The 22,563-nt window shown below is 58.6% G+C and carries 21 protein-coding genes; 8 read left to right on the top strand and 13 right to left on the bottom strand.

The genetic code is table 11. From position 1 onward, the window contains the following. Window positions 1–24: 24 nt before the first annotated feature. The 4 genes from tilS to A8B84_RS19000 all read right to left on the bottom strand — a co-directional run bounded on the left by tilS (window position 25) and on the right by A8B84_RS19000 (window position 6,452). Window positions 25–1,380: a tRNA lysidine(34) synthetase TilS gene (tilS, locus tag A8B84_RS18985; RefSeq protein WP_064230544.1), complete on the bottom strand. Its 1,356-nt coding sequence runs from the start codon at window positions 1,378–1,380 to the stop codon at window positions 25–27. Then, window positions 1,364–2,317 (bottom strand): acetyl-CoA carboxylase carboxyl transferase subunit alpha, encoded by a 954-nt coding sequence (accA, locus tag A8B84_RS18990; protein ID WP_008172897.1) that lies wholly within the window; start codon window positions 2,315–2,317, stop codon window positions 1,364–1,366. The genes tilS and accA overlap by 17 nt, the downstream gene beginning before the upstream one ends. A gap of 139 nt (window positions 2,318–2,456) precedes the next feature. Next, window positions 2,457–5,939, bottom strand: coding sequence for a DNA polymerase III subunit alpha (dnaE, locus tag A8B84_RS18995; RefSeq protein ID WP_064230543.1), 3,483 nt, complete (start codon window positions 5,937–5,939; stop codon window positions 2,457–2,459). 45 nt (window positions 5,940–5,984) lie between these two features. Further along, on the bottom strand, window positions 5,985–6,452 hold the full coding sequence (locus tag A8B84_RS19000; protein WP_064230542.1) for a TlpA family protein disulfide reductase: 468 nt from the start codon (window positions 6,450–6,452) through the stop codon (window positions 5,985–5,987). Window positions 6,453–6,520: 68 nt separating this feature from the next. Between A8B84_RS19000 and arsC the strand changes: the two genes are divergently transcribed. From arsC to A8B84_RS19020, 4 genes are read left to right on the top strand one after another with little or no spacing between them, the layout of a single operon-like run. After that, window positions 6,521–6,874 (top strand): arsenate reductase (glutaredoxin), encoded by a 354-nt coding sequence (gene arsC, locus A8B84_RS19005; protein ID WP_064230541.1) that lies wholly within the window; start codon window positions 6,521–6,523, stop codon window positions 6,872–6,874. Between the two features lie 43 nt (window positions 6,875–6,917). Next, a complete protein-coding gene (gene wrbA, locus A8B84_RS19010; RefSeq protein WP_064230540.1) occupies window positions 6,918–7,523 on the top strand; it encodes an NAD(P)H:quinone oxidoreductase in 606 nt (201 codons plus the stop codon). 57 nt (window positions 7,524–7,580) lie between these two features. Then, complete coding sequence (locus tag A8B84_RS19015) at window positions 7,581–7,952, top strand: DUF2069 domain-containing protein (protein WP_064230539.1); 372 nt, start codon at window positions 7,581–7,583, stop codon at window positions 7,950–7,952. 20 nt (window positions 7,953–7,972) lie between these two features. Next, complete coding sequence (locus tag A8B84_RS19020) at window positions 7,973–9,790, top strand: GspE/PulE family protein (protein ID WP_064230538.1); 1,818 nt, start codon at window positions 7,973–7,975, stop codon at window positions 9,788–9,790. 6 nt (window positions 9,791–9,796) lie between these two features. Here A8B84_RS19020 and A8B84_RS19025 read toward each other — a convergent pair whose 3' ends face one another. From A8B84_RS19025 to smrA, 9 genes are all read right to left on the bottom strand, one after another. Then, window positions 9,797–10,852 carry a DUF3080 domain-containing protein gene (locus A8B84_RS19025; protein WP_064230537.1) on the bottom strand — a complete coding sequence of 352 codons (1,056 nt, stop codon included), beginning with the start codon at window positions 10,850–10,852 and terminating at the stop codon, window positions 9,797–9,799. 36 nt (window positions 10,853–10,888) lie between these two features. Next, window positions 10,889–11,581: an acireductone synthase gene (mtnC, locus tag A8B84_RS19030; RefSeq protein WP_064230536.1), complete on the bottom strand. Its 693-nt coding sequence runs from the start codon at window positions 11,579–11,581 to the stop codon at window positions 10,889–10,891. Next, entirely contained in the window at window positions 11,578–12,138 is a 561-nt protein-coding gene (locus tag A8B84_RS19035; protein WP_064230535.1) for a 1,2-dihydroxy-3-keto-5-methylthiopentene dioxygenase, read from the bottom strand. Before A8B84_RS19035 ends, mtnC begins: the two co-directional genes overlap by 4 nt. After that, window positions 12,135–12,761 carry a methylthioribulose 1-phosphate dehydratase gene (locus A8B84_RS19040; protein WP_064230534.1) on the bottom strand — a complete coding sequence of 209 codons (627 nt, stop codon included), beginning with the start codon at window positions 12,759–12,761 and terminating at the stop codon, window positions 12,135–12,137. Before A8B84_RS19040 ends, A8B84_RS19035 begins: the two co-directional genes overlap by 4 nt. Before the next feature lie 49 nt (window positions 12,762–12,810). Further along, complete coding sequence (locus A8B84_RS19045) at window positions 12,811–13,806, bottom strand: XdhC family protein (protein ID WP_227512897.1); 996 nt, start codon at window positions 13,804–13,806, stop codon at window positions 12,811–12,813. Beyond that, window positions 13,799–16,003, bottom strand: a complete 2,205-nt coding sequence (locus tag A8B84_RS19050) for a xanthine dehydrogenase family protein molybdopterin-binding subunit (RefSeq protein ID WP_064230533.1) — start codon at window positions 16,001–16,003, stop codon at window positions 13,799–13,801. The genes A8B84_RS19045 and A8B84_RS19050 overlap by 8 nt, the downstream gene beginning before the upstream one ends. 1 nt (window position 16,004) lies before the next feature. Further along, window positions 16,005–16,493, bottom strand: coding sequence for a (2Fe-2S)-binding protein (locus A8B84_RS19055; RefSeq protein ID WP_064230532.1), 489 nt, complete (start codon window positions 16,491–16,493; stop codon window positions 16,005–16,007). A gap of 79 nt (window positions 16,494–16,572) precedes the next feature. Further along, complete coding sequence (locus A8B84_RS19060; RefSeq protein WP_064230531.1) at window positions 16,573–16,764, bottom strand: membrane lipoprotein lipid attachment site-containing protein; 192 nt, start codon at window positions 16,762–16,764, stop codon at window positions 16,573–16,575. A gap of 62 nt (window positions 16,765–16,826) precedes the next feature. Further along, a complete protein-coding gene (gene smrA, locus A8B84_RS19065) occupies window positions 16,827–17,408 on the bottom strand; it encodes a DNA endonuclease SmrA (RefSeq protein ID WP_064230530.1) in 582 nt (193 codons plus the stop codon). Window positions 17,409–17,578: 170 nt separating this feature from the next. Between smrA and A8B84_RS19070 the strand changes: the two genes are divergently transcribed. The 4 genes from A8B84_RS19070 to A8B84_RS19085 all read left to right on the top strand — a co-directional run bounded on the left by A8B84_RS19070 (window position 17,579) and on the right by A8B84_RS19085 (window position 22,472). Next, window positions 17,579–19,495, top strand: coding sequence for a putative nucleotidyltransferase substrate binding domain-containing protein (locus A8B84_RS19070; protein ID WP_064230529.1), 1,917 nt, complete (start codon window positions 17,579–17,581; stop codon window positions 19,493–19,495). A 16-nt stretch (window positions 19,496–19,511) separates the two neighbouring features. Continuing rightward, window positions 19,512–20,219, top strand: coding sequence for a PolC-type DNA polymerase III (locus tag A8B84_RS19075; protein WP_064230528.1), 708 nt, complete (start codon window positions 19,512–19,514; stop codon window positions 20,217–20,219). 213 nt (window positions 20,220–20,432) lie between these two features. Next, window positions 20,433–20,699, top strand: coding sequence for a DUF4212 domain-containing protein (locus tag A8B84_RS19080; protein WP_008172923.1), 267 nt, complete (start codon window positions 20,433–20,435; stop codon window positions 20,697–20,699). A gap of 6 nt (window positions 20,700–20,705) precedes the next feature. Continuing rightward, window positions 20,706–22,472, top strand: coding sequence for a sodium:solute symporter family protein (locus tag A8B84_RS19085; protein ID WP_064230527.1), 1,767 nt, complete (start codon window positions 20,706–20,708; stop codon window positions 22,470–22,472). Window positions 22,473–22,563: the final 91 nt, after the last annotated feature.

The raw sequence follows: 22,563 nt of genomic DNA on the forward strand, positions 1-22,563 counted from the left end.
GACTACCAGAAAGGCCCCATTGACTCAATCACATTCCCGCTCTACAACCAGCCGCCAACCGGCGGCATGGGCGCCTCCCGAGTATTGCTCAGAACACCATAAATCGCCAACGGCAATGAGCTCTGCTGCGTCCCCGGAACCCGCGAAAACCAGCGGCAGACGGGCCCTTTCCCAGGGTGGAACGGCGACCTCCTGCAGCCACTTTTTGAGCGAACGGGACGGACCATCGGGACGGAAACGTACCCGCTCACCGCCCTGCCTCGTAAATATCCGTATTGGCGGCAATGGCCTTTCCGGGGTAACGGCAGGTTCCAGCCTGAGGAACCATTCGCCAAAGTTCAGCCCGGGACCGGGCTCCAGAGCAAGGGGAACCTCCGGCAGAGGCGAGTGATCGGGAACCAGGTAAACATCGCCCTGAAAACGGCGCAGACTGAAGCCGTCGGACCGGAACTCCGGCTCCCGGTCTTCCCCTGCAAACAACAGGTCCTGAATGACCTGCTGCCAGTCAGAAATCGTGGGCGCATGAAACCCGCGTTCCCGAACCCACCAACGAATCAGATTTTTCTGCTCCGCCAGAGGCAGTGTTTTCAGACCATCGACGGGCAGACAGTCCTGATCGCCGCCTACAGCCTGCCACTGCATAGCCGCCAGCTTACGGTTAAGCGCTTCGCTTTCGGCGCAGGACTCTGCCGTGTGCCGGAGCCTGCGATTCAGTCCCGGCCAGCGCTCGCGTAGAAGCGGTAGCACGGTGTGGCGCAGAAAGTTCCGGTCGAATCGCTGGTCGGTATTACTGGGATCGTCAATCCATGCCAGGCCGGCGGATCGCGCCCAGTGCTCAAGCTCGGCCCGCTCAAAACCCAAGAGAGGCCGGGCAAGCATGGCCGGGCCCAGTGCGCGACTGGCCGGCATGCCTGCCAGTCCTGCCACGCCACTACCCCTCAGCATCCGGAACAGAACCGTTTCCGCCTGATCATCACCATGGTGAGCCATCAAAAGCAGGTCCCTGCGCTGCATCAGTGCCTCGAATGCGGAATACCGCGCCTTGCGGGCCGCCTCTTCGATGCCACCACCGCCAGCCCCATTCCCTGCTGCAGCAACAGTTACCCGCTCCACCACCAGCGGCACACCCAGACGATCACACAGGTCGCGGCAAAACGACTCGGTATCGGATGCGTTCGGCTGAAGTTGATGATTGATGTGCACTGCCCGCACGGTTCCGGTGCGGCCATGACAATGGACTGCAAGGTGTAATAGCAGTGTCGAATCCAGGCCGCCGCTAAGGGCAACCCACAGGCGGGAGTGATCTGGGAGTTCTTTGACCGGGGCGCAAAGCGCCTCCGGCCAGTGGAATCCGGAACCGGGCTCAGCGCCCGGTGTCATAGCGGGTCAGCCGCTCGTAGCGGCGGGATACCAGCTCATCCAGTGGCAGGCGGCTGAGCTCAGCGACGCCTTTCGCCAGAACCTCTTTGAGGGATTCCGACATTTTTTCAGGGTTGCGGTGAGCACCGCCGAGGGGCTCGGTTACGACGTTATCCGCCAGCCCCAGATCTTTGAGCCGGTCAGCCGTAACACCCATGGCCTCCGCCGCCTGGGCAGCGTATTCGGCACTTTTCCAGAGAATCGACGCACAGCCCTCTGGGGAAATCACCGCGTAGGTGGAATACTGCAGCATGTTCAGCTGGTCACAGACACCGATGGCCAACGCGCCACCGGAACCGCCCTCACCGATCACCGTGGAGATAATGGGTGTCTTGAGGCGGGACATCACGGCCAGGTTGAAGGCAATGGCCTCACTCTGCCCACGCTCTTCCGCACCAATGCCGGGATAGGCGCCCGGTGTATCGATGAACGTAAGAATGGGCATCTTGAACCGCTCAGCCATTTCCATCAGGCGCAGGGCCTTGCGATACCCCTCCGGGCGAGGCATACCAAAGTTACGCTTGACCTTGTCCCGCACTTCCCGGCCCTTCTGATGACCAATCACCATCACCGGCTTGTCATCCAACCGGGCAGTGCCGCCCACGATGGCCAGGTCGTCTGCATAACGGCGGTCGCCGTGCAGCTCATCAAAATCCTCAAACATGGATTCGATGTAGTCCAGGGTGTAGGGCCGGCGGGGATGGCGAGCCAGTCGGGCAACGTCCCAGGGCTTGAGATCGGAGAAAATGCTCTCTGTGAGGCTGACGCTCTTCTTCTTCAGCCGGGTGATCTCGTCGGTAATATTGATGTCGGTGTCATTGCCAACCATCCGAAGCTCTTCAATCTTGGCTTCCAGGTCGGCGATTGGCTGTTCGAAATCCAGATAGTTAGGGTTCATGATGTTCCATCATTTTTTGCCAGGCGGGAAAATGCTCCGCCAAACCAGAATTTACACAAAGATAGCAGCGCCCGGTCAGTGGCTAAAGCGGACATTGGTATGAGTCCGCTATCTGACAAACTTTTAATTTTCAGCTTTCTCAATCATAGACCAGTTCTACCGACTGGTCGCCTACGAGGTAACGGAGCTCCAGTAGCAGGTTGTCATCCGGCTGCACACGCCAGGACTCACCCAGCTCGATCCGGGTGGACGCCTCGGGGCTGCTGTACTCTATCCAGACCGGACTACCCTCACACCGGAACGGTCTCAGGGTGGTGTCCAGTTTCTCCAGCAGGCCGTTTTGTAGCTGATCGGCATGCAGGTTCAGCTTCAGTCCGCGGCTGAACTGCTGGCGAGCACTCGCCACATCCATAACCGTACTCACCCGCATCTTCATCTGGCCGGAATAGTCGTCGTGGCTGACCTGCCCCTCCACCACGATCACCTGGTCCGACTGCAACAGTTCCCGATTTTCAAAGAAAGCTTCCGAGAACAGGGTCGCCTCGATCCGCGCGCTTCTGTCGTCCAGCGTAATGAAACACATGGTGGAGCCGGTGCGGGTTTTCATGGTGCGCTGGGCAACCACCAACCCGGCGACGCGCTGGGGTGACTTGTTCGGCTTCAGATCGGCTATGGAGGACCGGACAAACCGCCGAACCTCTTTCTCGTATTCATCGAACGGGTGGCCGGTGAGGTAAAGCCCCAGGGTATCTTTCTCGCCTTTCAGCCGCTGTTTTTCGGGCCACTCGCGCATACCGGCCACGTCCTCGTAGGGATCGCCACCGTCGCCCGCCTCGAGCATTTCACCGAACATATCCATCATGCCAACGGATTCGTTACGGGATTGCTGGCCGGCCTGCTGCACGGCCTTATCGATGCTGGCCATCAACTGAGCCCGGCTGGCGCCAAGCTTGTCCATGGCGCCGCACCGGATCAGTGCTTCCATGGCGCGCTTGTTGACCTTTTTCAGGTCAATGCGTCGGCAAAAATCGAAAATATCCTGATAGGGCTCGCCATCACCACGCCCTTCGACGATGCTCTGGATCGGGCCCTCGCCCAGGCCTTTAATCGCACCGAGGCCGTACACAATCTGACCCTCGTCGTTGACGGTAAAGGTGTATTCCGAGCGGCTGACGTCGGGCACCAGAAGATCCAGCTTCATGTTCCGGCACTCTTCCACCAGCGTGACCACCTTGTCGGTGTTCTGCATATCGGCGGTCAGTACTGCAGCCATGAACTCTGCAGGGTAATGGGCTTTCAGCCAGAGGGTCTGGTAGGACACCAATGCGTAGGCGGCCGAGTGAGACTTGTTGAAACCGTAACCGGCGAACTTCTCCACCAGGTCGAAGATGTTTTCTGCGAGGGTTGTGTTGATGCCATTTTTCTCGCAACCATCCAGAAAGAACTGTTTCTGCTTGGCCATCTCCTCGGGTTTTTTCTTACCCATCGCCCGACGCAGCATGTCAGCGTTACCCAGGCTATAACCTGCCATCACCTGGGCAATCTGCATGACCTGCTCCTGGTAAAGGATGACCCCGTAGGTGGGTTCAAGAACCGGCTTCAGGCCTTCATATTGATAATCCGGGTGCGGGAAGGACATGGGCTGGCGACCGTGCTTACGGTCGATAAAGTCATCCACCATGCCCGACTGCAGAGGCCCCGGCCGGAACAACGCCACCAGGGCGATCATGTCTTCCAGAGAGTCCGGCTGGAGGCGGCGAATCAGGTCCTTCATGCCCCGGGATTCCAGCTGGAACACCGCCGTGGTTTCGGCTTTCTTGAGCATGTCGAACGAGGGCACGTCATCAAGCGGAATCTCGTTGATGTCGAGCGGCTGCATGCCCTTCTTTTCCCGGCGCGGATTGATCATGTTCAGCGCCCACTTGATGATCGTGAGCGTCCGCAGGCCCAGGAAGTCGAATTTCACCAGTCCGGCATCTTCCACATCGCCCTTGTCGAACTGGGTCACCAGGCTGCCACCCTCGTCGTCGCAGTACAGGGGCGAAAAATCGGTGATCTTGGTGGGCGCGATCACGACACCACCGGCGTGTTTACCGGCATTCCGGCACACGCCTTCAAGCTTCCGAGCCATTTCCCAGATTTCCTGGGCTTCCTCGTCGTTCTCGAGAAACTCGACCAGCTGTGGTTCCTGCTCCAGAGCCTTCTCCAGGGTCATGCCCGGCTCGAAGGGGATCATCTTGGAGAGTTTGTCGGCCAGCCCATAGGACTTGCCCTGCACCCGGGCAACGTCGCGCACTACCGCCTTCGCCGCCATGGTGCCGAAGGTAATAATCTGCGAGACCGCCTCTCGCCCGTACTTCTGGGCGGTGTACTCGATCACCCTGTCCCGGCCTTCCATGCAAAAGTCGACGTCGAAGTCGGGCATGGAGACCCGTTCCGGGTTCAGGAAGCGCTCGAACAGCAAGTCGTATTCCAGGGGATCCAGGTCGGTGATCAACTGGGCATAGGCTACCAGCGAGCCGGCACCGGAACCCCGGCCCGGCCCCACCGGCACGCCGTTATTCTTGGCCCACTTGATGAAGTCCATCACGATCAGGAAGTAGCCCGGGAACCCCATCTGGATGATGATGTCCAGCTCAAAATTCAGGCGCTTGTAGTAGGCCTCGCGCTTGGCATCGTATTCCGGATCGTCTTTGCTCAGGGTCTTGGCAAGCCGCTCCTCCAGACCTTCCTCCGAAACCTTCCGGAAGTAGTCATCCATGGTCATGCCGTCCGGAATCGGGTAGTTCGGCAGGAAGTATTCGCCCATCCGGACCTTCACCGAGCAGCGGCGGGCAATCTCCACCGTATTCTCGATCGCTTCCGGGATGTCGCTGAACAGCTCGATCATTTCATCGGCGCTGCGCAGGTACTGCTGGTCACTGAAACGACGATCACGTCGCGGGTCGTCCAGAGTGCGGCTCTCCCCGATACAAACCCGGGCCTCGTGGGCTTCGAAATCTTCCGCCTCAAGGAAGTGGACATCGTTGGTGGCCACCACCGGAAGCCCTAGCGCCCCGGCCAGTTCAACACTCAGGTGCAGACAATCTTCGTCACCGGGACGACCGGTGCGCTGCAACTCGAGGTAATAGCTGTCAGGGTACAAATCCATCCAGTAACGGGCGCGCTCGCGGGCCAGTTCCGGCTTGCCCGCCATCAAAGCCTTGCCCACATCGCCCATCCTGGAGCCGGAGAGCGCGATCAGACCGTTCGCCCTTGCCTCCAGCCACTTGCGCTGGATGATCGGTTTACCGAAACGCTGGCCCTCGGTGTAACCCAGGGAAATGATTTCAGTGAGGTTGAGGTAGCCATCGTTATCCCGGGCCAGCAGTGTCAGCCGGAACGGGTTCTCGGGCTCGTCCGGGTTTTCCAGCCACAGATCCGCGCCGATGATCGGTTTTACCCCCGCGCCCATGGCCGCTTTATAAAAACGTACCAGCGAGCACATATTGGATTGCTCAGTCAGGCCCACGGCCGGCATGCCCAGATCGGCGACGCGGTTGATCAGCGGTTTAACCCTGACCAGGCCATCCACCATGGAGTATTCGGAATGGACACGGAGGTGTACAAAAGTCTGCGACATAACGTCAGGTTATTCCTGCTGTGTAATTCAATTAGGGCAGCGGTCTCAGCCGCCGATCACGGCCCGGAGATCTTCTTCAGTCTGAGGGCCAAAACGGGTTTCAACCAGATCGCCGCCGGGGTTAACCAAGAACGTGGCCGGCAACGCGACCGGCAATTTCCAACCGAACCCGGGCCCGGGATCATCCGCCAGCATGGTGAATTCGATACCCATTCGCTCGCCGAGCTCCACCAGGGCATCGCCCCGCACGCCATCAAAATTGACACCCAGCACAGTGATATCGGGCGCCTTGTCCAGCTCATTGAGCTCTGGTATTTCTTCAAGACATGGCTTGCACCATTCCGCCCAGTAGTTGACCAGCACCCATTGGCCGCGCAAGTTGTCCCAGTTCAGCTTTGTTCCCTCGGCCCTCTCAAGTTCAATTTTCTCACAACCGGCCAGAGCCAGAACAAGCAGCGCAACACCAACCAGATAAAAGCGGGAGCGACCACAAACAGAATCAGGGTACTGCACTGGAAAACCTCCTGTTAGACTACCGACCACAGAAATAGTGGACTCCATTCAGATAACCAGGCACGAAGATGACAGAACCAACCCGGATTTTCCACAACCCACGCTGCTCGAAATCCCGTCAAACCCTTGAACTGCTTACCGAACGGGGAATTGAGCCGGAGATTATACGCTACCTGGAAACACCACCGACAGAGCAGGAGCTAAAGGATATTCTGAACGCTCTGGATCTGCGTCCTCGCGAACTGATGCGCATAAAAGAAAAAGAGTACAAAGAACAGGGCCTGAACAACCCCGACCTCAGTGATGAGGAGTTAATCGCGGCCATGGCAGCGACACCGAAGCTGATTGAACGACCGATCGTAATCGCCAATGGCAAAGCAGCCCTTGGTCGCCCACCGGAAAACGTTCTTTCGATTCTGTGAGCCCACACAACTTCCCCGCGTCAGATCAGAAGGATCGCTGACCATGTCCGAGCAATTGCCGTATGTTCTCGTGCTTTTTTACAGCCGTACCGGCCAGACGGCGGAGCTGGCCAGCCAGATCGGCCGAGGCGTGGCCCGTGTGGCAGGCATTGAAGCCAGACTGAGATCAGTACCGCCGGTTTCCCCGGACACGGAAGCGTCGCTGCCCGCCGTGCCAGATTCCGGCGCACCTTATGCCAGCAAATCGGATCTCGCAAGTTGTGCCGGATTGGCCATCGGCAGCCCCACCCGCTTTGGTAACATGGCGGCACCTCTGAAGCATTTCCTGGACAGCACGGGCGATCTCTGGCTGGCCGGCACACTCGAAGGCAGGCCCGCCGGCGCATTTACGTCGACCGGCAGCCTTCATGGCGGACAGGAAACCACACTGATGACAATGATGATGCCGCTCCTGCATCACGGCATGGTCGTCTGCGGCCTGCCCTACTCCGAGAAAAGCCTGGGGGACACGCAAACCGGTGGCACACCCTATGGCCCGACCCATTGGGCAGGAACCGGTGAACAACAGCCACTGAGCAATCACGAGAAAGCGCTGTGCCAGGCATTTGGCGAGCGCCTGGCCCGGCTCGCGCTGAAACTCGCTGACTGATACAGGCTCGGGTACCAGACGTACGTTGCTTAACACTTATTTATCCCGGAACACACTATGCTGAACAACCCGAAGGCCCGCACCACCGTGCGGGCAACCATCGCGCTCTATATCGGCGTGCTTGCCACCTTGCTGATAACGACCTTCTACCCGGCACCCGTCGAGGGCGTATCAATACCGTTGATGTTGGCTGTGAAACTGATTCCTCTTCTGCCCTTTGCGGTTCCGGTGTTTCGGGGCCACAATCGGGGCTATATCTGGATGTCGTTCGTGGTGATCTTCTACTTCACCCAGGCCGTCGTTTCCGCCTGGCTGAGTGAAGGCGCTCCCGGACCGGTCATTCTGACGGTACTGACCTTCCTGTTGTTCACTGTTGCCATGATTCACCTCAAAGTGAACCGGCCAGTGGCGAATGGAAATACACCCTGAATTCCTGGACCTGACACTTTATGGCTGAAACAAGCAACTCCGGAACCGTGCCGAGGCCACCCGCGCCGCCTAGAAGCACCCTGACCCTGAGAGATGTTTGCACCGCACTTGTGACCAGCGGAGAAATCGGCCAGGAAGACGCCGAACGGGTGCTTTCGGCCAATCTCGGCGCAGCCACTGGCGAAGGACAGAAGGGAAAACGCCATCCGCTGGAACTGGTTGCCATTGCCGCGCTTACCAGCCAGAAAAGCGGCCGCACCCTCGACCTGGACCGACTGACCCACTGGCTGGCCGATTGGGCCGGGCAACCCCACTACCATATTGACCCTCTGAAGATCGACACACCCGCCATTGCCCGGGTGATGTCTTACGCCTTCGCCCAGCGCCACGGCATCCTGGCAGTTGAGATCGGCGCTGACGAGGTGCTGATCGCCAGCACAGAGCCGTTCAAGAGCGACTGGGTGCAAAACCTTCAACAGGCCGTCCGTAAGGATATCCGTCGCGTTGTCGCCAACCCCGAGGATATCCGAAGATACACCGTCGAGTTTTATCAACTGGCCAGTTCCGTCAGCAAGGCCAGTGGCGGCCAGGGCCCGGGTGTGGCCGGCAACCAGAATTTCGAGCAATTACTGGATCTTGGCGCCAGCGAACATCCGGACGCCAATGACCAGCACGTCGTCAAGATCGTCGACTGGCTACTGCAATACGCCTTTGACCAGCGCGCCTCGGACATCCACATTGAGCCCCGCCGAACGGTCACCCAGGTGCGGTTCCGGATCGACGGCGTGCTTCACAACGTCTACGAATTCCCGGAACACGTGGGCGTGGCGGTTACCAGTCGGCTGAAGATCCTTGGCCGCCTCAATGTGGCAGAGAAACGCCGCCCCCAGGACGGTCGTATCAAGACTCGCAAGCCCGATAACCGGGAGGTGGAACTGCGTCTGGCCACCATGCCGACTGCCTTTGGCGAAAAGATGGTCATGCGGATTTTTGATCCGGACGTGCTGCTAAAGTCCTACGAGCAACTGGGATTCGGCAAGGAAGACCGCCAGCGGTGGCAGGAAATCACGTCCCGTCCACACGGTATTGTCCTGGTAACCGGCCCGACCGGGTCCGGCAAAACCACGACCCTGTATTCGACCCTGAAACAGATTGCCTCACCCGAGCTCAACGTCTGCACCATCGAGGATCCCATCGAAATGGTGGAGCCTGCGTTCAACCAGATGCAGGTTCAGACCAACATCGACCTGACCTTTGCGGCCGGTGTGCGGGCCTTGCTGCGACAGGATCCGGATATCATCATGATCGGTGAGATCCGCGATCTGGAAACGGCGGAAATGGCGGTTCAGGCCGCGCTCACTGGCCATCTGGTGCTCTCAACCCTGCACACCAACGATGCACCGAGCGCGATTACCCGGATGATGGAACTGGGCATTCCACCTTACCTCATTCGGGCCACGGTACTGGGCGTGATGGCACAACGGCTTGCCCGAACTCTGTGCCCCCATTGCAAGGCGCCCGGCCCTGCTGACGAACAGGCCTGGCAGACCCTCACCCGGCCCTGGAAAGCGCCGGTTCCCAAGCAGTTCTATCAGCCTGTGGGGTGCCTGGAATGCCGGAACACAGGGTATCTTGGCCGCGCAGGAGTTTATGAAATCATGACGCTGTCAGGCCCGTTGCTACGCCAGATCACAGATCATTGCGAGCTGGAGCAACTAAGGCTGGATGCCTACAAGGAAGGCATGAAATCCCTGCGCCTGAGTGGTGCACAGAAAGTGGCCGCCGGCCAGACAACGGTGGAGGAAATTCTGAGGGTGACGCCTGAAAGCCAGCGTTGAGCCGGGTCAGGCCCCGGGTCGCAATCCGCACTGGCCCAGTAATTCCTGCCAGGCCTTGGTGTGGGCAGTCATGGCCATGTCCAGCTCACGCCAGAGACTGTCTTGGGCAACCTGCGATAGATGGCGCTGGTACCAGCCGGTGAAACTCTCTGGCATGACCTCTTCCTGAACTTTGGCCAGCCGCTCGAACGGCTCGATGAGTGCAACCCGTCCCTGGGTCACGGCGCTCATGTAAGGCTGGATCTTTTCGATATACACGCTGAAGAACATGTTCTGGACGATATCCGACTGGTTATTGGGCTTGCCATCGAGGCACAGGGGGCGGCCGTCGATTCTCTGCCTGAGCAATTTTGTCCCGTCCTGCAGCCGTGCGGTCAGAAGAAGCGCGCTGTTGATCAACTGGCCGGCGCGGTATTCCGCCTGCCAGCGCTGATGAACGTCGCCGGCAAAATCGAGGGAAACCGCCAGATCCTCGGAGTACAAACGGGCAACTGCTGAATTCAGGCTTTCAATATCAAGGGCCAGATCCGACACGGGATTGCCCTCAGGCGCGACCGGATAATAGCCCTTGGCCAGGGTGAACAGTTTCTCGATTTCTTCGACGCCCCAGGTGGCATTCCAGATGGCAATGGGCAGGGATTCAAGCTTGCTGTCGATGGCGCCGGTAAGCTCTTCGGCGAACTCTTCATCTTCTATCTCGGGAAGACAATCCCGAGCCGCTTCGATAAACCGGATTTCATAGCGCAGACGGTTCAGGGGCTGCATAACCCGCCCCATCACCGAGGCTTTCTCCCCAACCACGTACTGGAGTTCACAACCGTAAAGCGAGAGAAAGTCGAGCATCCCCATGTCCAGCTCGGGCATGGTCAAGACCCGGTCGCGGCGGCGGGGGAGCTGGCTTGCGGAAAGGATGTCAGAAAACTCGGGATCGGTCTCCAGCACCCGGGCCACCCGCTCCACGTACTCATCCATCATGGGGCGGGCGTCAGAGAAAGGGTCGCAACCCGCAAGAAGCACGGCGAGAACCGGCGCAACGATTCTGCAAAATCCGGTTCCGGGCATTCATTCCTCCTGCGGTGGCGTGAAAAAGCCGTTGGCCTAGCGCTTTTGCAGCAGGGTATCAACCTCCGCAAAATCACGGGCAACAAAACGTTCGGTTTCCGGCAGATCCCCCTCGCGAACAAGCCAGGCGGTTTGCATACCGGCTTCCTCGGCTGCCTCAAGTTCGGCTTCCACGTCTGACAGGAACAACACCGTGGCCGCCTCCACGCCCAACTCCGCCAGAATATTGCGGTATGAGGCCACCTCTTTCTTGCCACCGATACGGGTATCGAAGTAGCCGGAGAAGAATGGCGTAAAGTCGCCTTCCGTGGTGAAACCGAAAATCAGCTTCTGGGCCTTGACCGACCCTGATGAGTATACGAACAGACGCAGACCCCGATCATGCCAGCGCTGCAGGTAATCGGCTGCATCGGCGTAGATATGGCCCTTCAGCTCTCCCTGCTGGTATCCCTGCTCCCAGACCATGCCCTGCAGCGCCTTCAGGGAAGTTTCCTTGCGATCTTCAATGATCCAGGTCTTCAGCACCTCGATCAGGCCTTCAACATCCTCACGAGCCACACCTGAAACCTCAGCCACCGCATCCAGTTGCTCGGAAACCGCGAGATTGTCCTGATGCTGGTCGCGGACAAACCCCGGCAGGTGTTCGCTGGCGTAGGGAAACAGGACGTCATGCACAAACGAGATCGAGCTGGTGGTCCCTTCAATGTCCGTCAGCACAACCCGGATCATTCCGCTGCTCCTGCCAGCGCCTCGTAACGGGGCAACCTGCTGGCGATGTCTTCACCGGTAAAATCGGCGACCCAGCCTTCAGGATTGGTAAACAGGCGAATACAGGTGAATTCCGGTTCCGGCCCCATGTCGAACCAGTGCCGTGTGCCATCGGGCACGCTGATCAGATCGTTTTTCTGGCACAGCACAGCAAACACCTCGTTGCCGAAGTGCAGGTAGAACAGGCCCTGGCCACGAACAAAGAAACGGACCTCATCCTCACTGTGGGTGTGCTCATCGAGGAATTTCTGGCGGAACGCCTCTTTCTGCGGATTGTCCGGGTTCAGGCTAATCACATCGGCGGTCTGAAAGCCGCAGTCTTCCTTAAGCTTTGCCACTTCGTCGCCGTATGCCTGCAGAATGTCTTCCTGGGATGCATCAGCCGGCAAATCCCTGGTTGGCCACTGCTCAAAGCGCACACCCTGGCGGGCCAGGAGGTCGCGAATCTCCGCGGGGTTCTCGGTAACCTTGCTCGCCTTTTCGGGCTGGCTCTGGTTAAAAATACTCAGGGTAGTCATGGGCGGACCCTCATGGTTTCAAGCTCACATTCAAACAGGAATTCAAAAGCCTCGACATGGCGCAGGCAATCGGACATGGTTTTGCCCCAGGTGTATAGGCCATGGCCACGAATCAGATAACCGGGCTGCTCGGGGTGTTCCCGGAACCACGCCCGGGTATGCTCCGCCAGCGCGTCGATATCCTGGGTGTTGTCGAACACCGGAACGGTCAGGACCGATTCGTGGGTGTCGACACCGGTAAACGCCTTTTGCAATTCGTAGCCCTCCAGCGACAGCGGCTGGCCGGGTTCCAGCAGGCGACTGAGAACCGTTGCCTTCACCGAGTGCGTGTGAAGCACCGCGCCAACCTCCGGAAACACCTCGTACAACACCGTATGCAACCGGGTCTCTGCGGAGGAGCGACAGTCACTCTGAACCGGGCGACCAGCCAGGTCCACCACCATAACATCGCCGGCACCCAGCTGGCCCTTGTGGCGGCCGGAAACGGTTATGGCAATGTGTTCCGCGTCTATGCGGGCCGAATAGTTGCTGCTGGTTGCTGGTGACCAGCCCTGCTGGTAAAGGAAGCGGCCGGCCTCAACAATCGCATCCGCAGCGACTGCGTATCGGGTTACATCAAACACGAGCTCTCTCCCGGGTTTCGGAGTGCTTACAACACTCCCATGGCCGCCATTATAGGGACGAAGCAGCGCCCCGCAAATGGTGCCGTGCAGCAATCAGATCGGCGACAATGGAGATGGCAATTTCTGCCGGCGTCTTGCTCGGAATATCGACGCCAATGGGCGCGCGCAGTCGTTCCAGTGCTGCCTTATCGAGCCCCAGAGAGGCGAGTCTTTCCCGCCGGGCTTCCGAGGTTTTGCGGGAGCCCATGGCGCCAATGTAAAAGGCATCGGAATGAAGGGCCGCCAGCAGCCCCATATCGTCGATACGAGGATCGTGCGCCAGGGCCAGAATGCCGGACCAGGCATCGCCAAACCGGGCCGATATCAGATCATCGGGCAGGCGCCGGTCCAGCGGAATATGATCAAAACTCCAGCCAGCGGCAAATGTTTCCCTGGGTTCGCAGAGAGTTACGGCAAATTCTGCTGCTGTTGCGAACTCGAAAACGTAACGGGCAACCTCGCCAGCGCCAATCAGCAACAGCCGGCATTCTGGCTGCAGGGCGTGGATGAGCTGCTCGCCGTCGAAGCGAACCGACTTGCCGGTCATGGCCACGGCATGCTCCAGGGCCGCAACACCTTTCATGGGTACGTGACGAACCACCGGCTCGCGATCGCGCAAAGCACCCGCCAGCGCCTGCACGTGATCAAGCCCTGACTGGCCTCGCAGGGGTTCGACAAGAAGCCGGATCCGGCCACCGCACGGCAGTTGGAAATGGTCCCGGTCATCATCGGTAATTCCGTAATCAACAAAGACAGGATGATCCGGTCCGTCTTCCGCTGTACGACGCAAAAGATCCTCTTCCAGGCAGCCGCCGGATACCGAACCGCTCCAGTGACCGGATTCAGCAATCGCCAGCCAGGAGCCGACCGGGCGTGGCGAGGAACCCCAGGTCTCGACAATGGTGCACAGCCAGGCCCGCTGCCCCGCCTGCAGCCATTCAGACATCCGGTCTATGACTGTCTGGCGGCCGGTAGCAACCGAATGGGCAACGTGTGACTCAGGCATTGGCTTTCAAGGGCAGGCTTCGCTGGCGCTTGCCGTTCAGAGCGAACAGAGCATTACCCAGGGCCGGAATTACCGGAGGCACGCCCGGCTCACCAACGCCGGTCGGCGCCTCGGTGCTATCGACAATATCCACCAGCACCTCAGGTCGTTCGTACTGTCTCATCAACGGATAATCATGAAAGTTGCTCTGCTGGACCTCGCCGTCCTGCAGGGTAATCTCACCGTAGAGTGCTGCGGTCAGCCCGAAGAGAATGCCGCCCTCGATCTGGTCTTCCACGATCCGCGGATTCACCACCTGACCACAATCCACCGAACAGGTGACCCTGTAAACCCGAACGGCACCATTCTCGATTCCGGCTTCGACCACCTGCGCCACGTAGGTGCCAAAACTCCGGAACAAAGCGAGCCCCCGGGCCCGTCCGTCCGGCACAGGCGATTGCCAATCCGCGAGCCGGGCAGCCCGTTCAAGCACTTCGAGGTGCCGTGGCTCGTGGGAAATCAACCGGCGGCGAAACTGGAAGGGATCTTCCCCGGCTTCATGGGCGAGTTCGTCCATGAAGGTTTCAACCGCAAAGCCGTTGTGGGAATAGCCCACGGAACGCCACCAGGTAATGGGAATGCCGGGATCGGTATGGGTATGGCGGATATCAATGTTGGCCACCTGGTAGGGATACTCGATGGCGCCCTCGATCGCAGAGATATCTTTGGGTGTGGCGATGCCTTCGGCCATCAGTCCGACCGAGCCAAGGGTGTCGTACATGAATTTCGGTGCCCAGGGATACTGGGCCGGCGCGGCGTTGCGGACATACCAGTCAAGAATCTGGGGGCCAACAATCTGGTGATGCCATCCTGTCAGTTCACCGCCAGACAGGCTGGCTTTCATACGGTGCAGCATTGCCGGACGATATAGATCGTGGCGGGTGTCTTCTTCCCGGGACCAGATGACCTTCACCGGCCGCCCGGTGCGATAGGCCACCGCCGCTGCTTCTTCTATATAATCCTGGGTCAGGCGACGGCCAAAACCGCCGCCGAGGAAGGTGGTATTGATGATGATATCGTCAGGCCCGAGATCGGTCGCCCTGGCTGCCGCGACCCGACCAAGATCCGGCGCCTGGGTGGGGGCCCAGACTTCCATCCGGTCTCCCCGGTACCAGGCCGTGGCGTTCATGGGCTCCAACGTCGCGTGGGCAAGGTATGGCTGGGCGTACTCCGCTTCTATTACCCTGTCCCCCGCCTCCATGGCGCTGGCAAAGCTGCCTTCACTGCGCTCGGACTCTCCGGGATCGTCATCAGCTGCGGCGCGGTATGAATCGAACACGTCGCCTGTAGACAGAGACACGGCATCCGAGAAATCCCAGTCTATCTGGAGCGCGTCCTGGGCCTTCCGGGCTCGCCAGTACTTATCTGCGACCACGGCAACGCCGCGCTCGATCTCGAATACGTCAAGCACACCAGGCATTGCCCGGACCTGATCAGCGTTGAAGTCCCGAACCCGGCCTCCGCGACGAGGGGGCCGTGAAACAACGCCGTACACCATGTCCGGAAGGTCGACATCAATTCCGTAAACCGCGGTGCCCGTTGACTTGGCCCGGGCATCCAGTTTGCCCCGTTGCTTACCGATATACTTCCATTCACTCCGTGGCTTGAGGGCAATATCACCCCGCACCACCTCTTTGGCCGCCAGCGCCACCAACTTGCCATAGGCCATGGAATCGATACCGTTCGGGTGCACCACCCGCCCTTCACTGGCTTGGCACTCAGCTGCCTTGACGCTCCAGACCCGGGCTGCGGCCATAACCAGCATCTGGCGGGCTTCCGCGCCGGCCATACGGAGGGGCTCCCAGCTGGTTGCAACACTGGTACTGCCGCCAGTGAGCTGAAGTTTATAAAGGGGATTTCGATACTCGGGCGCCACGGGCGCGAAGCGGGGCGTGATCCGCTCAGGCTGGATTTCCAGCTCCTCCGCGATGAGCGTCGTCAATCCGGTGTAGGTGCCCTGCCCCATTTCGACCCGGGCCAGGGTGAAGAAAACCTCGTCATCGGTGGTCAGTTCGAGCCAGGCATCGGGCCGCCACTCACCTGTATCCGGCTCGTAGCCGGTCTGGATTCCGGCACAGCCCGGCAGCGTCATTGAAACCATAAGACTGCCGGAGGCTCCGGCACTGACCTTGAGGAAATTCCGTCGGTTCATGGCCATGTTACGCCTCCCGTCCCTGTGAGCTGCCTGACGACTCGGCGCCAGCCACCGATTCCACAGCGGCAATGATCCGGGAGTAGGTGCCGCACCGGCACAGGTTGCCTGTCATGGCTGCGACAATCTCTTCCCGAGAAGGGGCCGGATTGTTGGCGAGCAAGTGGGCGGCACTCATGATCTGGCCAGACTGGCAGTAGCCGCACTGAGGAACGCCATGCTCAATCCAGGCTTCCTGAAGGGCATGAAGCTGGTCACCGTCATTCAATCCTTCGATCGTGACCACCTGGCCGCCGGCAGCCATTTCAACCGGTGTAGAACAGGAGCGCACAGGTTGACCGTTCAGGTGCACCGTGCAGGCGCCACACAGACCCGCACCGCAACCAAATTTGGTGCCCTTGAGCCCCAACTCATCGCGCAACACCCAAAGAAGCGGTGTATCTCCTTCGATGTCCAGCGACCGCTCGTCGCCGTTAACTGTCAGGCTCACGGCCATCCCCACTCTCTCCTCTATATCGCCGGCATTGTTGCCGGATTTTATTGTTGTGCCCGCGCCTGCAGCGGAGACTCAACTATTATTTGACGACGTCTTCGCCATCCTTGTTAACCCAGATCTTGCGCTCGCCGGATTCCATCTTGCCATTGGAGTCCCAGACCTCCCGGTCCGTTGTGGCCTCTTCAACCTTGCCGTTGTCGTTCCAGATAACTCGATCCTTACAACCCGCCAGTGCCAGTACGGCGAATAAAACCAATACAGCTTTTTTCACGACGATAACCTCCGTTCAGCCGCGCAGCGGCTCTTGTTAAGGAATACCTGGGATTGGCAGCCCTAACGGCTGCCGTGGAGTTCACGATTATGTTGCTTGTCCCGGTCACTCTTTCGCACCATGACATAAACAGCCCCCGTACCACCATGGTGTTTCTGGGCCGAATGAAAGGCCAGGACATCGTCCAGCTCCGGCAACCATTTGGCGAGGTAGCTTTTTAACTGGGCGATACCATCAGGATTACGCTCGCCCTTGCCATGAAGAATGATGACCGAACGCAGGCCATAGCGCACGCAATCACCGATGAACCTGAAGACTTCGCGACGGGACTGCTCAACCGTCATACGGTGCAGATCAAGGCGGGCTTCGATCGGATACTGGCCCAGTCGGAGCTTGCGGAACACGCCGTGCTGGATGCCCGGCCGCTGCCAGCTCAGTATGTCGTGTGCCGTGAGTGGCTCTACCATGTCGGAAGTCAGGGGATTGATGTCCCGAACAGGCTTTTCAACGGCCGCCCTCTGACGCTCCAGATGGCCTGGCGTCAGTTCCCGGGGCGTTGTCACTTCGGCCCGGTTGGGCTTGCGGATACGCCGGACGTCTTTCATTTCCTCGAGGAAGCTGAGGCGCTCTTCTTTGGTAGTCATGGCATTACAGTTGATGACCTGTTTCAGATACCGACTTTACCACCCGGTTAACCGGCCTTAAAGAAAACTGATCTATATCAGACTTACTGCGACCAAAATCGTAGGGCGACAGATGCTTTGGCTACACTACACTTCAAACGGAAAATAATAACCAGCGAGTGACGACGGACATGGCCTCAGCAAACCAGGAAAACGACCGCCCCCAGAACATCCGGGCAATCATGACGTTTCTGCGGGAGCATGCGCCGTTCTCCAGCATGGATGACACGCATCTGGCGCATTTTGCCGAGCATGCCTCCATTCAGTTCTACGCCGATGGCGATATCGTGCTGTCTCCGGATCAGGATGTCGTTAAACGATTCTACGTGGTCAAACAGGGGCGGATTCGTGGCGAGCGCCACAACGACAAAGAAGACCGCACGGAAACGACCTTCGAAATCAGCCAGGGTGAATGTTTTCCCCTCGCCGCCATGATCGGCGAACGGCCTACCAGAACTCTGCATCGGGCAGACGGCGACACCTTTTGCCTCAGTATCGGGCAGGCGGCCTTCGTTACTCTGTTCACGGAAAGTGAGCCTTTTCGGGATTTCTGCCTGCGAGGCGTCAGCAGCCTGCTCGACCAGGTGAACCGGCGCATACAGTCAAGTGCCATGGCCTCAATCGGGTCCAGCACGTCCCTAGATACGCCACTCGAACGCTATGCCCTGCGCAATCCGATCGTATGCTCGCCCGATCTGCCGGTGCGTAAAGCCGTGGCTCGCATGCATGAAAACAACGTCGGCAGCATTATTGTTACTGACGAAAACCGACACCCGACCGGCATTTTTACATTGCGTGACTTGCGGACCATGATCGCCGAGGGCACAGGTCCTCTGGACACTCCCATACAGCAGGTAATGACCAAGAATCCCTGCTGCCTTCCTTCCCATGCGGATGCGTTCGAAGCCGCCATGCTGATGGCGGAGCATCATTTTGCGCATCTTTGCGTCATCGACGATGACCATAAACTGATTGGTGTGGTTTCGGAACGAGACCTGTTCTCCCTGCAGCGCGTGGATCTGGTGAACCTTGCCCGCACCATTGGCACAGCCACCCACCTGCGCACCCTGGTCAGCCTGCGAACGGACGTATCACGCCTGGTAGATGCGATGCTCGCCCACGGCGCGGACTCCGGGCAGGTGGTCAAGATCATCACCACGCTCAATGATGTAACCGTCCGACGGGTCCTGGAACTGAACATCAAGAAGAACGACCCGGGCATTCCCTTCACCTGGCTGACGTTTGGCAGCGAGGGCCGCCAGGAGCAGACTCTGCTGACCGATCAGGACAACGGCATACTGTTCCAGACGCCGGAAGGGATGACCGCCGAACAGGTCCGGGAAAAGCTGTTGCCCTTTGCTCGAAAAGTAAACGACGAACTGGCCGAGTGCGGCTTTACCCTGTGCAAGGGCAACATCATGGCCAGTAACCCTAAGCTTTGCCTGAGCGACAAGGAATGGGACGACTGGTTTATCCGGTTCATTGATGCCTCCACGCCCCAGAACCTGGTGTATTCTTCGATTTTTCTTGATATGAGGGCTATCTACGGTCCAACCGAGCCGTTGAACGACCTTCTGGACAAAATCCTCACGCGGATCCGGAAAAACGCCCTGTTCCAGAAAATGCTTGCCGGCAATGCGTTCCAAAGGAAGCCGCCGCTCACCATGTTCCGCAATTTCCGCTACATATCCGAGGGCAACAAGCACTCACTGGACCTCAAGCGTCAGGGCCTGGCGCCGTTTGTTGAAGCGGTGCGGGTTTTCGCCCTGGCGAATGGCGTTGAGACAGCGAACACGCTGGAGCGCATGGATGAGCTGGCGAAAAAAGGCGTCTTCGATCCGAAAGATGCCAATGCCTGGAAGGAAGGTTATAGCCTGATCCAGGCGATCCGGATGCGGGCCCACCAGGAAATGCTGGCAAAGGGAGAGGAGCTCACCAACTACATCGATCCCGACGATCTGAACCCACTCGACCGTCGAATCCTGCGGGAATCTTTCAGGCAGGCTCAGCGGTTGCAACAAAAACTCGAAGTTACCTACCAACTCTGACCTTCAGGCGCGAGACATGCTGGAACAGATCAAACAATGGATTGAGCATCGCCGGGGCGGAAAAATCGGTAGTCACGATCCTGGCAATCTGCCCCATCCAAAAACGCCGGGAGAGCAGCTGCTTACGGACTGCCGCCTGATCGTGCTGGATCTTGAAACCACGGGACTAAACCCTTCCAAGGACGAGGTCATCGCTATCGGGGCCGTCGCCATCCGCGGCGGCATTATCCACCTGGGCGACCAGTTCGATCTGATCCTCAGGCGTCCGGAGCTCGACATCCGCGAAACCGTGCTCATTCACGGGATCGGGCCTGAGGCGCTGACCCAGGGTCACGAAATCGAGGATGCACTGCTCTATCTTCTGGAGTGGATGAACGGCGATCCGATCCTGGCGTACCACTCGGCGTTCGATCAGAAATTCCTGGAAAAGACGCTGAAGGCGCAGCTTGGCTACACCCAACCTCACACCTGGATGGACGTAGCAGACCTGATGCCTGCTTTTTTCCCAAACACGAAAACGGGGGGCAAAGGACTCGATAACTGGGCCGATTATTTCGGCCTTGAAGTCAGCGAACGCCACCACGCGGCTTCCGATGCTCTCGCTACAGCCGAACTGACCCTGGTCGCCCTCAACAAGGCAAGGTCGGAAGGGGTAAAAACACTGAAAGGGCTTTATGACAAGCTCCATTACCACCGGCGCCTTCAAAACATGCATCGTTTCTGAATCGATGCCCGGCGGAACGTCTCAATAATAGACCGACGTCACGCCAAATTACTGAGAATTAGACCTTTTGCCAATATCTATAAATCGCTTGACCAGTAAAGTCAGTAGGGACAACTAGTCGGAGAAGTACTTATATGAATAATAAATTCTCTAATCGAAGTGCCTCACCAAAAACCCACCCAACCTCCACAACAACAAAACAGGAGTGATCCTATGTCAGCAGGTCATAGCTACGACGCTGAAGCGTACTGGAAGGCGAATCTGCGCCTGATATTCGGGAGCCTGATTGTCTGGGCCCTGGTATCTTACGGCTTTGCAATTCTGCTCCGGCCGATGCTTGCGGGTATTCCGATTGGTGGTACTGATCTGGGCTTCTGGTTCGCCCAGCAAGGTTCCATCCTCACGTTCATCGCTCTGATCTTCCACTACGCGTGGCGCATGAACAAGATCGATGAAAAATTCGGCGTACACGAGGAGTAAGAACGAATGAGCCAATTTGCCATTAACATCATGTTTGTAGGGGGCTCATTCCTCCTCTACATCGCAATCGCTATCTGGGCCAAGGCCGGAAGCACGAGTGACTTCTACGTTGCCGGTGGCGGCGTTCACCCGATCACCAACGGCGCAGCAATCGGCGCCGACTGGATGTCCGCGGCATCGTTTATCTCCATGGCAGGCTTGATCGCTGCTGGTGGCTACGCCAACTCCACCTTCCTCATGGGCTGGACTGGCGGTTACGTTTTGCTGGCGATGCTGCTTGCCCCCTACCTGCGGAAGTTCGGCAAGTTCACGGTGCCCGAGTTCATCGGCGACCGCTTCTACAGCAAGAATGCCCGCCTGGTGGCGGTTATCTGCCTGATCGTAGCGTCTGTAACCTACGTTATCGGCCAGATGGCTGGTGCCGGTGTTGCCTTCTCCCGCTTCCTGGAAGTTGATTCCACCGTCGGTCTGATGATCGCAGCCGTTGTGGTCTTCATCTACGCGGTTATGGGTGGCATGAAGGGTATCACCTACACCCAGGTGGCCCAGTACTGCGTTCTGATCATTGCCTACACCATTCCTGCGGTGTTCATCTCCCTGCAACTGACTGGCAATCCGCTTCCCCCGCTGGGTCTGTTCTCAACCCACGTGGATTCTGGCATGCCGATCCTCGACAAGCTGAACCAGGTGATCACCGACCTCGGCTTCAACGAGTACACCGCCGATATTGACAACAAGCTGAACATGGTTCTGTTCACCCTGTCGCTGATGATCGGTACTGCAGGCCTGCCTCACGTTATCATCCGCTTCTTCACCGTACCCAAGGTTGCTGACGCGCGCTGGTCTGCGGGCTGGGCCCTGGTATTCATCGCCCTGCTGTACCTCACCGCACCGGCTGTTGCTTCCATGGCTCGCCTGAACCTGATGACCACCATCTACCCGGACGGCACCGCTGCGGAGCCGATCCAGTATGATGAGCGTCCGAACTGGATCAAGGAGTGGGAAGTGACTGGTCTTATCCAGTTCACCGACAAGAACGAAGACGGTCGTATCCAGCTGTACAACGACAGCGAAGCCTTCGCGCCTACGGCTGAGGCCCGCGGCTGGAACGGCAACGAGCTGGTTGTTAACCGGGATATCCTGGTACTGGCTAACCCGGAAATCGCCAACCTGCCCGGCTGGGTCATCGGTCTGATCGCAGCGGGTGGTCTGGCAGCAGCACTATCCACAGCGGCCGGTCTGTTGCTTGCGATCTCCTCGGCGGTCAGTCACGACCTGATCAAGGGTTCCATCAACCCGGCGATCACGGAGAAAGGTGAGCTGCTGGCAGCCCGGATATCCATGGCGGTCGCCATCGTTGTTGCCACATGGCTTGGTGCGAATCCTCCCGGCTTCGCGGCACAGGTTGTTGCACTGGCATTCGGTATCGCCGCTGCATCCCTGTTCCCGGCGCTGATGATGGGCATCTTCTCCAAGCGTGTTAATAACAAAGGCGCAATTGCTGGCATGCTGACCGGTCTGGCCTTCACCCTTGCCTACATCTTCGTGTACAAGGGTTGGCTGTTCATTCCGGGCACCAACAACCTGGCAGACACTCCGGAAAACTGGGTGCTGGGCATCTCCCCGCTGTCTATCGGTGCGGTTGGTGCAATCGTCAACTTTGCGGTAGCCTTCATTGTATCCAACGCAACTGAAGAACCGCCCGTTGAGATTCAGGAACTGGTCGAAAGCGTCCGTTACCCACGTGGTGCCGGTCAGGCTCAAGACCACTAAGCAACATCTCAGCCTGATTCGTTCAATGAACTGACAGGTTGATACTGAACGGGCTTCCTCAATGAGGGAGCCCGTTCTTTTTTGAGGAAGT

The organism is Marinobacter sp. EhC06 (assembly GCF_001650915.1).
In the GTDB taxonomy this organism is placed as follows: Bacteria; Pseudomonadota; Gammaproteobacteria; order Pseudomonadales; family Oleiphilaceae; genus Marinobacter.